The 13,694-nt window shown below is 69.2% G+C and carries 14 protein-coding genes; 5 read left to right on the forward strand and 9 right to left on the reverse strand.

The annotated features are described in order from the left end of the window. Nucleotides 1-26: 26 nt before the first annotated feature. Together WBN46_RS17420 and WBN46_RS17425 are read left to right on the forward strand one after the other, a co-directional pair. Entirely contained in the window at nt 27-377 is a 351-nt protein-coding gene (locus tag WBN46_RS17420) for a hypothetical protein (protein ID WP_225591164.1), read from the forward strand. 79 nt (nt 378-456) lie between these two features. Next, nucleotides 457-1,230, forward strand: coding sequence for a ThuA domain-containing protein (locus tag WBN46_RS17425; RefSeq protein WP_337732679.1), 774 nt, complete (start codon nt 457-459; stop codon nt 1,228-1,230). 6 nt (nt 1,231-1,236) lie between these two features. Here the strand turns inward: WBN46_RS17425 and WBN46_RS17430 are convergent, their stop codons facing one another. From WBN46_RS17430 to WBN46_RS17460, 7 genes are all read right to left on the reverse strand, one after another. Next, nucleotides 1,237-2,271 (reverse strand): DUF4380 domain-containing protein, encoded by a 1,035-nt coding sequence (locus WBN46_RS17430; RefSeq protein WP_337732680.1) that lies wholly within the window; start codon nt 2,269-2,271, stop codon nt 1,237-1,239. 8 nt (nt 2,272-2,279) lie between these two features. Continuing rightward, nucleotides 2,280-3,578 (reverse strand): DUF58 domain-containing protein, encoded by a 1,299-nt coding sequence (locus tag WBN46_RS17435; protein WP_337732681.1) that lies wholly within the window; start codon nt 3,576-3,578, stop codon nt 2,280-2,282. Between the two features lie 163 nt (nt 3,579-3,741). Then, on the reverse strand, nt 3,742-4,701 hold the full coding sequence (locus WBN46_RS17440) for a MoxR family ATPase (RefSeq protein ID WP_192202983.1): 960 nt from the start codon (nt 4,699-4,701) through the stop codon (nt 3,742-3,744). Nucleotides 4,702-4,739: 38 nt separating this feature from the next. Then, complete coding sequence (locus tag WBN46_RS17445; protein WP_337732682.1) at nt 4,740-5,939, reverse strand: DUF4350 domain-containing protein; 1,200 nt, start codon at nt 5,937-5,939, stop codon at nt 4,740-4,742. Continuing rightward, nucleotides 5,936-7,498, reverse strand: coding sequence for a DUF4129 domain-containing protein (locus WBN46_RS17450; protein WP_337732683.1), 1,563 nt, complete (start codon nt 7,496-7,498; stop codon nt 5,936-5,938). The genes WBN46_RS17445 and WBN46_RS17450 overlap by 4 nt, the downstream gene beginning before the upstream one ends. After that, the gene (locus WBN46_RS17455) at nt 7,488-8,486 is read right to left on the reverse strand and encodes a stage II sporulation protein M (protein WP_192202835.1); all 999 of its coding nucleotides are present in this window, start codon (nt 8,484-8,486) and stop codon (nt 7,488-7,490) included. The genes WBN46_RS17450 and WBN46_RS17455 overlap by 11 nt, the downstream gene beginning before the upstream one ends. Further along, nucleotides 8,483-9,163 carry an RDD family protein gene (locus WBN46_RS17460; RefSeq protein WP_192202834.1) on the reverse strand — a complete coding sequence of 227 codons (681 nt, stop codon included), beginning with the start codon at nt 9,161-9,163 and terminating at the stop codon, nt 8,483-8,485. The genes WBN46_RS17455 and WBN46_RS17460 overlap by 4 nt, the downstream gene beginning before the upstream one ends. A gap of 230 nt (nt 9,164-9,393) precedes the next feature. Here WBN46_RS17460 and WBN46_RS17465 point away from each other — a divergent pair, with 230 nt between their 5' ends. Then, nucleotides 9,394-9,591: a proteinase inhibitor gene (locus WBN46_RS17465; RefSeq protein WP_298120827.1), complete on the forward strand. Its 198-nt coding sequence runs from the start codon at nt 9,394-9,396 to the stop codon at nt 9,589-9,591. Nucleotides 9,592-9,604: 13 nt separating this feature from the next. Here the strand turns inward: WBN46_RS17465 and WBN46_RS17470 are convergent, their stop codons facing one another. After that, nucleotides 9,605-9,985, reverse strand: a complete 381-nt coding sequence (locus tag WBN46_RS17470; protein WP_337732684.1) for a VOC family protein — start codon at nt 9,983-9,985, stop codon at nt 9,605-9,607. 42 nt (nt 9,986-10,027) lie between these two features. Next, nucleotides 10,028-10,576, reverse strand: a complete 549-nt coding sequence (locus WBN46_RS17475; RefSeq protein WP_337732685.1) for a gamma carbonic anhydrase family protein — start codon at nt 10,574-10,576, stop codon at nt 10,028-10,030. A 56-nt stretch (nt 10,577-10,632) separates the two neighbouring features. On the opposite strand from WBN46_RS17475, the gene WBN46_RS17480 reads away from it, so the two are divergent. Both WBN46_RS17480 and WBN46_RS17485 read left to right on the forward strand, forming a co-directional pair. After that, nucleotides 10,633-12,030, forward strand: a complete 1,398-nt coding sequence (locus WBN46_RS17480) for a coniferyl aldehyde dehydrogenase (RefSeq protein ID WP_337732686.1) — start codon at nt 10,633-10,635, stop codon at nt 12,028-12,030. Nucleotides 12,031-12,128: 98 nt separating this feature from the next. Beyond that, nucleotides 12,129-13,685, forward strand: a complete 1,557-nt coding sequence (locus tag WBN46_RS17485; RefSeq protein ID WP_337732687.1) for an MFS transporter — start codon at nt 12,129-12,131, stop codon at nt 13,683-13,685. Nucleotides 13,686-13,694: the final 9 nt, after the last annotated feature.

Consider the following 13,694-nt stretch of genomic DNA (forward strand, 5'->3'; position numbering starts at 1 on the left):
CCCCCAACTTTCAAGGAACTTAGTGCATGGACGGATTCCTCACCCAACTGCTGACGATGCTCGGCTACCAGCTGCCCGAGTTACTGGCCTGCGTGGCGGGTGTCGCCATGCTGGCGATGTGGGTGCCGGCAGCGCCCGGCCGCAAGCTGGCGCTGGCCGGCGTCGCACTGATGCTGGTCACCACGCTGCTGCGCGTGGCGATGAGCGTGTGGCAGGCATGGCTGATCAACAACACCGCTGACGGCTACGCCTCACTGAGCGGGATGATGTCCCTGTTCGGCGCGTTCGGCATGCTGCTGAGCGTGGTGTCCGCCGTCGGACTGGTGCTGCTGGTCTGGGGCGCCTGCAAGGCCATGCAGGCAGCGCGGACGGCATAGGCGATATCCGCATAGGCGTCGCCGAAATCGGAATAGCGAAAAGGCACCCGCCCGGCACCGACCGGGCTAGCATCGCGGAATGAAACGCCTGCTGCTGCTCACCCTGCTGTGTATCGCCGCACTCGCCGCGCCCGCCTTCGCGCAGGGTCAGTTCAAGGTGCTGGTCGTCGCGATTCCCAACCGCTATCACCACGACTACGCCGTGGTCGCCAGGCCGCAGTTCGAACGCATGGCGCAGCGGCATGCGTTCGACCTCACGTGGTCGTGGAACAGCACGCCGTTCGATGGCGATCTTTCGGCCTATGCCGCCATCGTGCTGCTCAACACGCCGGGCGATGAACTGAAGGGCCCACAGCGCGAAAGGCTGACGTCCTACGTGCGCGCTGGCGGCGGCGTGGTGGCGGTGCACCGCGCGCTGATCTTCAACCCGCCTGGCGAGTGGCCCTGGTTCGAACGGCTGATCGGACGCACGTTCCGCATCCATCCGATGGTGCAGACCGCCACCATGCGCGTGGAAGACCCTGCGTTTCCCGCTACCTTCGGCCTGCCGGCGCAGTGGGTCTGGACGGACGAATGGTACGAGTTCAATGCCCCGGTCACGCGCGGCCTGCGGACGGTGCTGAGCGTGGATGAATCCACCTACGATCCTTCCCGCATCTGGCCGGGCCAGACCGCGCACGGTATGGGAAAAGAACATCCCGTCGCGTGGTACCACGCCTACGACGGTGGTCGCGTCTTCGTCACCGCACTCGGCCATACCCCCGCGCTCTACGACGATCCGCTCTATCTCGCGCACCTGTACGGCGGCATCTGGTGGGCCGCGACCGGCCAGGGCATCGACGAACCGCGCTGATCCGCGTCAGCGCACGGCAGGTCCGGCGCAGAGCTGCAGCCGTGAACACAGGAACGCCACCTGCGCGTCCCGCGTCTCGGGACCTTCGTAAGGCAACACCGTCCAGCGCTCGCGCGCCTGCATCGCCTCACCGGATGCAAGCGTGCGAAAGGCAGCGTGCACCTCCATCTCAAGCAAGCCGGCCTGCATGTCGCCGGCGTGGTCGAGATAGAGCTCGACCTGTCCATGTTCCGGATGGATCACGGCACGTGGCAGGTGATCGAAGCGGATCACGAACACCTGCCCGTGCGCGAAACCGGCCATCCAGCCTGCGGATGGCTGAAGAAACACCTTGCCACGGCGCATCTCCATCTCCTGCGGCATGGGCAGGAACGAGAACACGCCCCCTTCGATCGTCCAGGCAGGCGCGGCTCCCTCTGCGGCCTCCACCCGCACGTCGCGCGTGTCGGCAACGGGTACGTACACGCGCGTGGCCGCCGAGGTACGGGTGTTGAACCACAGGTCGCGCGCGACCGGGCGGTCGCGGATGTTGCGTGCGGTCGCCGCCACGATGACGGTGGACGGATCCACCGGATCAAACGCGAACGCTTTCAGCAGCCGCACGCCGGTGACCGGGCTGTCGATGCCCTCCAGCACCAGCCGTCCGGGCGAACGCGCGACCACGCGGGTCTCGGCGAAGGCCAGGTAAGGGTCCGGCGGCCACACCGCCTTCGAAGCGCGACGCGCAGGATTCACATGCTGGTCGGACCACCAGCCGCTCTGCGGCCCCAGCCATACGTCGTGGCCGAGATAGCCGATGTCATCCGCATCGGGCGATACGGCCGGCGCAGGTTGCGAGGCGACGGGATCGCCGACCTTGATCAGGCTGGGTCGATCGGCCAGCCCGAACCGCAACACACGCCCACCCAGGGCGGGCGTGACGTCGAGCACCACGTCGCCGGACTGCAGGCGAACGCGTTCCACCTCCGTGGACTGCTGCGCCGTCGCGCCCTGCGGCCACAGGGCCGCCATGAGCAGCAGGCAGGCAGAGGCCGAGCGCATGCGCGGCACTAGAGCACGCCATCCCGCTTCACCGCCAGGTAGCGCTCCACCAACGCGCCGGGCAGTTCGTCGCTGGAAACATCCAGCACCATCACCCGGTGGCTGCGCAATGCATCGTGCGCGGCCGTGCGCTGCTCCAGGTAGCGCGCCACCGCGCCGGCATGGATGGCCCCCTGCAGGTCGCGGACGTCACCGTCGAGCGCCTCATCCAGCGAGGTCTCGCGCAGGCTGGCGACGCATACTAGGTGGCGGCGCTGCAACAGGCGCACGGCGGCCAGCAGGTCCTCGATGTCTTCGTCACGGACGTTGGTGACCAGCATCACCAGCGACCGCCGGCGCTGCCGCAGGCTCAGCTCGGTGGCCGCCGCCAGGTAGTCCGTGGCCACCGCGCGCGGCTGCAGGTCGTAGCTGGCGCGCAGCAGCGTGTCGATGGCCGCCATCCCGCGCTGCGGCGCCACCCAGCGGCTGTCGCCACCCGCCGCAAGCAGGCCCACGCCATCGCCCTGGCGCAACGCCAGGTACGACACCACCAGTGCGGCATTCAGGACGTGGTCGAAATGCCCCAGCGCATCCTCGCGCGCCATCATCCGGCGACCGGTATCGATCAGCATGACCAGTTGCTGGTTCTTCTCGTCCTGGTACTCGCGGGAGATCAGCTTGCGCGAGCGCGCCGTCGCCTTCCAGTCGACCTGGCGCAGGCTGTCGCCCACGCGGTACTCGCGCATCTGGTTGAAGTCGGTGCCTTCGCCGCGTCGCCGCTTGAGGTGCGCGCCCACCAGGCGCGACGCCTGTTCGGCACTGAACAGCGCGAAACGCGTCAGCGGTGCGAAGTTGGGATACACGCGCACGCGTTGCGGCGCGCCTGCAACCCGCGACTGTCGCCACAGTCCCAGCACGGAACGCAGGCGCAGCTGCACGCCCTCGAATGCGGCATCGCCGCGCGCATTGGGCCGCAACCGGTAGGTGATGCGGGTCGCCGACATCGGGGCGAGCGCGAGCCGCCGCGGCATGCCGGACGACGGCCAGCCGCCGGGATGCAGGTCGAACACTTCGAGCCGCTGCCGTACCCGCGACTCGAAGCACAGCGCGACGTCGCGCTCGATGCCCAGCGGCAGGGCCTCAGGCAGCTCGCGCACCACGTCAGGCAGCGGTCGCGCGCGCAGCCGCCATGCATCAAGCCCGGCAAGCACCAGCAGCCCCGCACCGACCGCCTGCCACTGCCACAACGGCCAGCCGAGGAACGGCACGGCCAGGCCAGCCAGGCCCCAGCAGGCGATCAGCAGGATCAGCAGCGGCGCAGGCCTCATTGTGGCGCTCCTTCCCCCGCCTGCGGGGGAAGGCTGGGATGGGGGCAATCGGAGACCGGATACGTCGGCAAACGATCAGGTTGATCGCTCTCCCCCACCCCGACCCTCCCCCGCAGGCGGAGGAGGGAGCTGATCGCGAGATAGGTCGGGGCCACGCGGACGATCATTTCCGCGGCGCGTCCACTTTCGCCAGCAGCGCGCGCAACGCATCGTCAGGCGACTGCCCTTCGATCTGCAGTTCCGGCGCCAGGGTGATGCGGTGGCGCAGCGCCGGGCGGGCGATGTCGCGCACATCGTCGGGGGTGACGAAATCGCGTCCCTGCAGGACGGCCTGCGCGCGTGCGGCGCGCACCAGCGCGATGCTGCCGCGCGGGCCCGCGCCCAGTGCGATGCCGGGCCACTTGCGGGTGGCGGCGACGATACGCACGGCGTAGTCGATGACTTCCGGATCCACGCGCACGGCGGCGGTTTCGCGCTGCATGGCGATGATGTCGTCCGCGCCCAGCACGCGCGCCACCTGCGAAAGATCGAAGTCGGATGCAGTCCGGCCGGTGGTGATGGCGTCGACCATGCGCTTCTCGTCGTCCAGCGCCGGATAGTCGATCAGCACCTTCAGCAGGAAGCGGTCGAGCTGCGCTTCCGGCAACGGATAGGTGCCTTCCTGCTCGACCGGGTTCTGGGTGGCGAGCGTGATGAACGGCGGCGACAGCTCGAAGGACTTGCCTTCGATGGTCACCTGGCCTTCCTGCATGACCTCCAGCAATGCGGACTGGGTCTTGGCGGGGGCGCGGTTGATCTCGTCGGCGAGCAGGATGTTGGTGAACACCGGCCCGCGCCGGATCTTGAAGCTCTCCGTCTTCGGGTCATAGACGGCGTGGCCGCTGACATCGCTGGGCATCAGGTCGGGGGTGAACTGCACGCGTCCGTAGGTCAGTTCCAGTGCCTGCGCCAGCGCCCGCACCAGCAGCGTCTTCCCGAGCCCCGGCACGCCTTCGATCAGGACGTGGCCGCCCGCCAGCAGGGCGATCAGGATCTGGTCGAGGACATCCGGCTGGCCGATGAACGCCTTGGACACTTCCTCGCGTACGGCATCGACGCGCTGGGACAGCGCATTTTCCGGCATCGGCGGAAGCGCGGGCGGCGCGGCGGCGGTCTCGTCGTTCATAGGCGGTTTCTCAGTTGGATCAGCAGGGAAATGCGGTCACGGAATGCCTGCCTGTCGTGCGAGGCGGGCGCATTGAGGGCCACGCGGATGCGCTCGGCCGGGAGGCCGGTGCGCTCCGCGATGGCGGCCACCTGGGGATCGCCGGACAGCGCGGCGGCGACAGGATCGCGTCGGCGCAGCCGGGCGAGGAATGCCTGCCGGACCGCCGCGTACAGCATCACCCCGCGACCGTAGCGGTAGAGATGTTCGCCGCTCGCGCGCACGTGCTCCAGCAGCGAGCGGCGCTCGCCGGCCGGTGACGGCATCGATGGACCGAACCGCTGCATGCGCATCCACAACCAGGCGGCGAGCGCGAGCAGCAGCGGCGCCCACACCATCCAGCCGCGGACGAACAGGATGCGCCACAGCGACGGCATCTCGGCGGCATAGACCAGGTGCATGGTGCCGCGACCGTAGTTGGGCGCCAGCACCTGCCGCGCCAGCGCGCGATGCGGACCGTCGCGCAGGCCGCCCTTCGGCGGCTCGTCCAGCGCACCGCGCGCGAGCGCCCGCATTTCGGTATTGGCCATGAAATCGAAGTCGGCCAGCACATCCACGTGGCCACGCCCCTGCGACAGCCGCGCGTAGACATAGCCGTCCTGCAGGTTGCCCCAGGCGAGTTCGGGCTCCACGTCATCGAAAGCGAAACGCCGCCCGGCGCAGAACTCGACATGATGGTCTTCGCCTTCCACCTGGAAGGCTTCGCACTCGGGCTCCCCGTCCACCAGCCAGACCGACAGCAGATCCAGCATGGCCGTCTGCGGTGCATCCGGCCCGGCCAGGTCTTCGCCCGGCGAGTAAAGTGGCGTGCGGACCAGAAGATGCCCGCCGGCCTCGACCCATGCCAGCAGGCGATCGGCCTCGGGTGGCGACAGCGCGCGCGGATCGTTGAACAGCAACAACGTGTCCTCGCGCGACAGCGCGTTGTCATCCAGCAGCAGGCGCTGGCGTGCGTTGACCTTCACGCCGTCGGCTTCCAGCGTCTTCGCCAGCGCGTACAGCGGGTTGTAGGCCGCTTCGCCATCGGGCGGAAGATAGAACGTCTTTTCGACACGGTGGAAGGTATGCCGGAACCACACGGCCAGCAGTGCCACCACCACGAACACGACCAGCAGGCCCACACCCACCAGGCGACCATTGCGGCGCGCGGACGTCATGACGCCCACCCGTAGCGGCGCTGCAGTTCACCCACCAGCGCATCGAACTCGTCTTCGCCCGGCAACCGCTCGGCATAGGCCGCGTACTGCCAGGTCCTGACGATGCGCGCGAAGGCATGCCGGTCTTCCGCCTGCGGCATGCGTCGCGATGCGCGCAGGCATTCGGCTTCCGTCGCGCCCGGCGGCAGCGCGATGTCCGCGCGCTGGCTCATGCTCTCCACGCTCGCGCGGTAGAGCAGCCCCAGCGCGTGCCGCGGACGTCCCTCGCGCCACAGCGCGCGCGCCGCTGTGGCGATGTCGTCCGGCAGCGCCTCGGGGAGTACCAGTGCATCCGACTGCGGCGCATCCGGCGGCAGCGCGCGCGCGCCTGAGATGCCGCGCATCCACGGCCACCAGTAGCGTGCCGTCGCCAGCAAGGCGAGCACCAGCACGCCCACCACCAGCCAGAGGCCCCATTCGCCAATGAAGGCGAGCACGTTGCCGAAGCCGGAAAGCCAGGCCTTGTCGCCGTCGAGCGTTTCGTCGGGATCTTCTTCTTCCGCCGTGTCGCGACGCTCCCACGACGCCTGCGTGCGCGTGCGATCCAGCAAGGGATCGCGGTACGCCTCATCGGCGGCCTTGCGGAATGCACGGTCGTCGACGCGCTGGTCGCCGAACACGATGGGCACCGTCGGCGGCGTCGGCTTGGCGGGAGCTTCGGCTTGCGGCGCGGTCGTGGCCGGCGGTGCGCCGTGGCGCTCCTGCGCCTCGGCGACGCCCATGCCGGCCCACAGCACCGCAGCCAACAGCATCGGCGCGACCGCCGCCAGCCGTGCGCGCAGTTTGCGGAACACGATCTCCAGGTCCCAGGCTTCGATCTGCGTGCGGCGGTTGAGGTACAGGCCGAACCCCGCGCCGACGTAGAACGGCTCCACCACGCTGATGGCAGCCCATGCCAATGCATTCCACGCCAGCTTGAGCCACGCCGGCCATTCGATGGCCACCATGCGGAAGGCCGTCTGCATGCTGTCCGGCAGCAGGTCCTGCGGCAGGTACATGACGACGGCGACGACGCCCCCCATCACCAGCACGGCCTGGAACAGCAGGCAGATCCAGGTCAGCAGGATCGCGGTGCCGTACGCCTGCCCACCGAGGACGCCACGACGCTGGCGCAGGCGATCCCCCTGGACGCCTTCCAGCAGGTCGATGGGCATGTACAGCGAGCGCACGGGACTGAAGCGCCGCCAGGTGAGCAGGTGCGGCAGCGTGCGCAGGCCCCATTGCCGCTGCGCCCGCACTGTCTCGCGCGTACCGGGCGCGCTGCCGAACACGGCACGCGAGATGACGTACAGCGGGATGCGGTCGAAGGCCGGTTTCAGCCACCACATCAGCAGCATGGCCAGCCAGAACTGGTCGATCCACCACGCGCCGAGGTTGAGCAGCGCGAACACGGGCAGGGTCAGCCAGAGCCAGGGCTTCCAGACCGCACCGGCATGTTGGCGCACCAGCGCCATGCCCAGCTCGACGGCCTCCCAGTCCGAGCGTGCCCGCAGGCGGACGGTCAGCTGCTCAATCCTCATCGGCCATCCCGCGTCCGCCGACGCCCAGCCACAGCGCCACCAGGGTCCACAGCACACCGGAGACGCTGTACTTCACCGCAGCCGGGATGGATTGCGTGGATGACCAGAAGGCTTCGATGAACGCGGCCACCAGCAACATGAAGGCCACGCCCAGGCACAGCCGCGCACCCTTCGCACCCGCGCTGGCAAGCGCATCGACGCGCCGCTGGCGTCCCGGCGCCACCAGGCTCAGGCCCAGTCGCAAGCCCGCGCCGCCGGCCAGCACGATGGCGGTCAGTTCGAACGGTGCGTGCCCGCAGACGAAGCGCCACAGCGGATCGCCGTAACCGATCTGCTGCAGATGGCCGAACACCGTGCCGATGCCGATGCCGTTGAAAATCAGCACGAACAGCGCGCCCACGCCCGCCAGCAGCCCACCGGCGAAAGTCCTCAGGCCGATGCTGATGTTGTTCCAGATGTAGTGGCCGAACATCTGCCAGTCGCTGCCGCTCTCGCGCCCCAGCGCATGGCGCGTGTCGCTCGGGTCGTACATGCGCTCGTACATCGCCACCTGTTCGGGCGACACGATGCTGTACACCAGCTCCGGTCGGACCTGCAGCAGCACGAACATCAGCACCAGCGGCACCACGAACACGGCCGCGGCCACCCACATGCACCCGGCCTCGCTGCGCACCAGGCGCGGGAACTCCGCCAGCAGGAAGCGCACCGCGCGCTGCCAGCGCGGTGGCGCCGTCCGGTACATGACGCCGTGGCCCTGCTGCATCAGTGCCTGCAGACGGTCCACCACCACGGGGCTGTAGCCGCGCTTGCGCGCCAGCGCCAGCTGCTGGCAGATGCGGCGGTAGCGTGCCGGCACGTCTTCATCGGTGAGCACACCGTTGTTGCGCTCGCGGCGCGCGCTGCGGGCGCTGCCACCACGCGCCTGCAACCAGGATTCGAAAGCCAGCCATTCGGGCTGGTGGCGGGCGACGAACTGTTCCTGCCTCATCGCCGCCCCAGCAGCCAGTTGGCCATGCCGTACAGGCGCTGCACGCCGACCTCTCCACGCGCACCGGTGACAGGCTCGGCGAGGTTGGCCAGCTCTTCCTGGCGCGAGGTCGTCAGTTGTGGCGCGCGCTCGCCGAACGCCACGATCGCGCCCTGCTCTTCTGGCAGCAGGCGCGCCGGCGGCACGAACACCGTGTTGACGGGTGCCGGCGCGTGTTCGCGCTCGTTGCCGGCATGCACGACCAGCGTACCGGCCACCATGTCGCCCAGGCGGCGCGCATGCGGGTCCGCCAGGCAGGCGACCAGCCCGGCGGCATAGCCGAAGGGCAGCATGTCGACGGTGCGCAGCAGGTTGCGCGTGATCGCCGCCAGCCAGCCCACCGGCGCGCCATCGGCCGATACCACGCGCAGTCCGAGCGCCTTCTTGCCGGGCGTCTGCCCGTGCCACACGGATTCCAGCACGATGGGATAGGCCCAGAACACAAGGAACAGGCCGATCAGGTACAGCCCTTCACCCACCTTGCCCAGCATGGCCAGCACCATGCCCATGATCATCAGCACGCCGAGCCGGATGGCCAGATCGATGCCCCACGCCAGCGCGCGCGGCACGGGGCCCGCCGCGGGCAGGTGCAGGCCCACGCCCTCGGGCGTGATGACTTCGCGGTAGGTGTCCAGCATCAGCCGTTCACCATGGGCGCTGCGCCCTTGGCGGCGTGGTGGCCGCGACCGGTCCGATGTGATTGAAGTGGCGTGTTCCGCTGTCCATGCGCCTTCCCCGTGCCTTGCGACTTTAGCCGGCCGCGTCGCGCTTGCCCAGCCGCACTACACTGCGCGCCATCATGGACACATCCTTTTCCTGTCGCCCGGGCTGCGCGGCCTGCTGCACCGCGCCGTCGATCACCTCGCCCATCCCCGGCATGCCGCACGGCAAGCCGGCAGGCGTAGCGTGCGTGCAACTGGACGATGCATTGCGCTGCCGGTTGTTCGGCAGGCCGGAACGCCCCGCGTTCTGCGGCACCCTGAAACCGGGCCCCGACATGTGCGGTGCCAGCCGCTCCGAGGCACTGGCACTGCTTGCCGCGCTCGAGCACGCGACAACGCCCTGACGCCGGCACGACGTCACGCCACCTGCGTGGAAATCCACCACGTGGTGCCGCCGGCATCGCGGAAGCCGCCGCGACGGTCGCCGTCGCCCTTTTCCTCCGGCACCTGCACCGGGTCGGCGCCCGCCGACAGCGCACGCGCCCACGTGGCATCGACGTCCGGCACATACAGATGCACGTGGCTGGCGATCGCGGGCCAGCCATCGGCCGCGTCGGCCAGCATCACCACGGTGTCGTCGATCCGGACTTCCGCATGTCCCAGCCGGCCTGCGCCGACCGGATGCATGCGCAGCGGTTCGGCGTCGAACACGGTGAGGAGGAACTCGACCGTACGTTGCGCGCCGTCGACGACCAGGTAGGGCGCGACCGACGTATAGCCTTCCGGTTTCCAGGCCATGCGGCCCTCCTGTGATGCCGGCGCCGGATGCGCCACGCGGCATCATGCCGCAGGCGGTGTTGGTGGCAGGTAATGGTCTTTGAGCCGCACGTAGTGCGCGGCGGAATAGTGCAGGCTCTCGATCTCCTTGTCGGTGAGCTTGCGTGCGAAACGGGCGGGATTGCCCAGCCACAGTTCGGCCTCGCCGACCACCTTGCCGGGGCCGAGCACCGCGCCGGCACCCAGGAAGCCGTACTTCTTCACCGTGGCGCCGTCCAGGATGCAGGCGCCCATGCCGATCAGGCACAGGTCCTCGATGGTGCACGCGTGGATGATGGTGCCGTGGCCGATGGTGACGTCCTCGCCGATCAGCGTCGGGTACCCGGCCTTGTTGTACGGGCTGTGGTGGCTGACGTGGACGATGGTGCCGTCCTGCACGTTGGTGCGGGCCCCGATGCGGATGAAATTGACGTCGCCGCGCAGGATGCTGCCCGGCCAGACGGACACGTCTTCGGCCAGTTCGACATCGCCGATCACGGTGGCCGCGGGGTCCACGTAGACGCGCGGGCCGAGGACGGGAAAACGGTCAAGATAGGGGCGCAGGGAGGTCATTCGCGCATTGTAGCGAGCAGGCCCGATGCGGCCGGACTACACTCCGGCGTATGGACATGACCGCCACGCCCGACCTGAGCGCCACCCTGCAACGCCTGCGCGAGGCATGGCAGGCGAAGAAGCCCGACCTGGCCCAGCGCCGCGACGACCTGCAACGCCTGCGCGACGCGCTGAAGCGGCGGCTGCCGGAAATGGCGGACACCATCGCCGCCGACTTCGGCCATCGCTCGCGCCACGAGTCGCTGATCGCCGACGGCATGACCGTACTCAACGAGATCGACCACCTGGCCTCGCACCTGCGCAGATGGATGAAGCCGCGCCGCGTGGGCGTGGGCTGGCGGTTCTGGCCGGCGCGCGCGGAAATCCGGCGCGAGCCGGTCGGCGTGGTGGGCGTGATCTCGCCGTGGAACTACCCGGTCAACCTGGCGCTGATTCCGCTGGCCACCGCCATCGCCGCAGGCAACCACGTCTACCTCAAGCCATCCGAACATACGCCGCATACCACCGCGTTCCTGCGCTCGCTGCTGGCGGAGGTGTTCCCGCTGGAGCGCGTCGCGGTCGCCACGGGTGGCGCCGACGTGGCGAGCGCCTTCGCCGCGCTGCCGTTCGACCATCTGGTGTTCACCGGCTCCACCGCCGTGGGCCGCAAGGTGATGGCGGCGGCGGCGGCGAACCTGACCCCGCTGACGCTCGAACTGGGCGGCAAGTCGCCTGCCATCGTCTGCGACGACTTCCCCGTGGAACAGGCCGCCGCGCGACTGGCGACCGGCAAGTGGTTCAACGGCGGCCAGACCTGCATCGCGCCGGACTACGTGCTGCTGGTGGGTCGAAGCCGCCGCGATGCGCTGGTGCAGGCGCTGCGCGAGCAGGTCGCCGCGCGCTACGGCAACCTGTCCGATGCCGGCGACTTCACCCGCATCATCAACGACGGACAGTTCGCGCGGCTGGAAGGCTACCTGGACGATGCCCGCGCACGCGGCCACGAGGTGGTCGCGCTGGCACCGGCGCATGACCGCGCGGAGCGGCTGTTCGCGCCTTCCCTGGTGATCGAACCCGGCGACGATGCGAAGGTGATGCAGGACGAGATCTTCGGCCCCATCCTGCCGATCCGCACGGTCGGCTCGCTGGACGAGGCCATCGCCTACGTCAACGCGCACGACCGGCCGCTGGCCTTGTATCCCTTCAGCCACGACCGGGCGCGGGTGGAGAAGATCCTGCGCAGCACGCTGGCTGGCGGCGTCACCGTCAACGACACCGTGCTGCACTTCGGCATCAATGCGCTGCCGTTCGGCGGCATCGGCCCCAGCGGCATGGGCGCCTACCACGGGCGCGCGGGGTTCGACGCGATGAGCAAGGCGCTGCCCGTGCTGTGGCAGCCGCGGTGGGCCGGCAGCGACCTGCTGAAGCCGCCTTACTCCAAAGTATCGAAGTTCATCGACTTCATCATTCGCTGAGCCGGTCCGTTCCATTGCGGGCGGTGTTGGTCCGCGTCTTCGTCGAGAATCGTCGCTCCCGTTCGTCGAACGGGATGACCCCTTGCTGACGGACCGCCATGTCGACCACCGCCGTACCCGCCAAAGCCACCCGCCGCGAATGGATCGGGCTGGCGATCATCGCGCTGCCCTGCATGGTCTATGCGATGGACCTGACCGTGCTGAACCTGGCCCTGCCCGCCATCAGCGCCGAACTCGACCCCACGGCCAGCCAGTTGCTGTGGATCGTCGACGTATACGGCTTCCTGGTGGCCGGCTTCCTGATCACGATGGGCACGCTGGGCGACCGCATCGGCCGGCGCAAGCTGCTGCTGATCGGCGCGGCGGCGTTCGCCGCGGCGTCGGTGATGGCGGCGTTCTCGCGCAGTGCCGAAATGCTGATCGCGATGCGTGCGCTGCTGGGCGTGGCCGGCGCCACGTTGGCGCCTTCGACGATGTCGCTGATCCGCAACATGTTCCATGACGAACACGAACGCCAGTTCGCCATCGGCGTATGGATCGCGGCGTTCTCGGTCGGCGGTGCGATCGGGCCCCTGGTCGGCGGCGTGCTGCTGCAATGGTGGTGGTGGGGCGCGGCCTTCCTGGCGGCGGTGCCGGTGATGGTGTTGCTGCTGGTACTGGGCCCGAAGCTGTTGCCGGAGTACCGCGACCCCGATGCCGGCAAGCTCGACCCGGCCAGCATGGTGCAGTCGCTGTTCGCGGTGCTCGCCGTGGTCTACGGCCTCAAGCGCATCGCGGAATACGGCATGGATGTCCGCGGCATCGCGGTGCTGCTGCTCGGCCTGGGGCTGGGGGTGCTGTTCGTGCGTCGCCAGCAGCATCTGGCGTATCCGTTCCTGGACGTGACGCTGTTCCGGCGGCCGGCGTTCTCCGCCGCCATCGTCGCCTACGCGCTGGCCGGCCTGTCGATGATGGGCGTGTACATCTTCATGACCCAGTATCTGCAACTGGTGCTGGGACTCACTCCGCTCCAGGCAGGCATCGCGACGGTGCCGTGGTCGTTGTGTTTCACCGTCGGCTCGCTGCTCGCGCCGCGACTGGCACGCCATTGGGGTGCGCGACGGGTGATGGTGCGGGGCCTGCTGTTCGCCGCCCTGGGTTTCGGCATCACCGCACTGGTTGTTCCGCCATACGGGCTGTGGATCCTGATCGCCGGCATGCTGGCGATGAGCCTGGGCATGGCACCGGTGTTCACGGTGGGCAACGAACTGATCATCACCACCGCGCCGCCGGAACGGGCGGGCGCGGCCTCGGCGCTGGCGGAAACCAGCGCCGAGCTCAGCGGCGCGCTGGGCATCGCCGTGCTCGGCAGCGCCGGCATGCTCGCCTACCGGCTGTGGCTGGATCCCGCCCTGCCCGCGACGCTGGGTGACGCCGACGCGACACGCGCGCTGTCCACGCTGGGCGGCGCGGTCGCGGTAGCCGGCGAACTGGGAGGCCAGGCCGGGACGCTGGTTGGCGACACCGCACGTGCGGCGTTCACCGGCGCCATGCGCGCCATCGCATTGTTCGGCATGGCGATGATGCTGCTGGCCGCCTGGATGTCGGCGCGGCTGATGCGCGACGGCGAGGGTGCCGCGCATGCCGCCATGGCCGACGAGGGAGCCGGCGCCTGACCGGCGCGC

Source organism: Pseudoxanthomonas sp. CCNWLW251, from assembly GCF_037402255.1.
In the GTDB taxonomy this organism is placed as follows: domain Bacteria; phylum Pseudomonadota; class Gammaproteobacteria; order Xanthomonadales; family Xanthomonadaceae; genus Pseudoxanthomonas_A.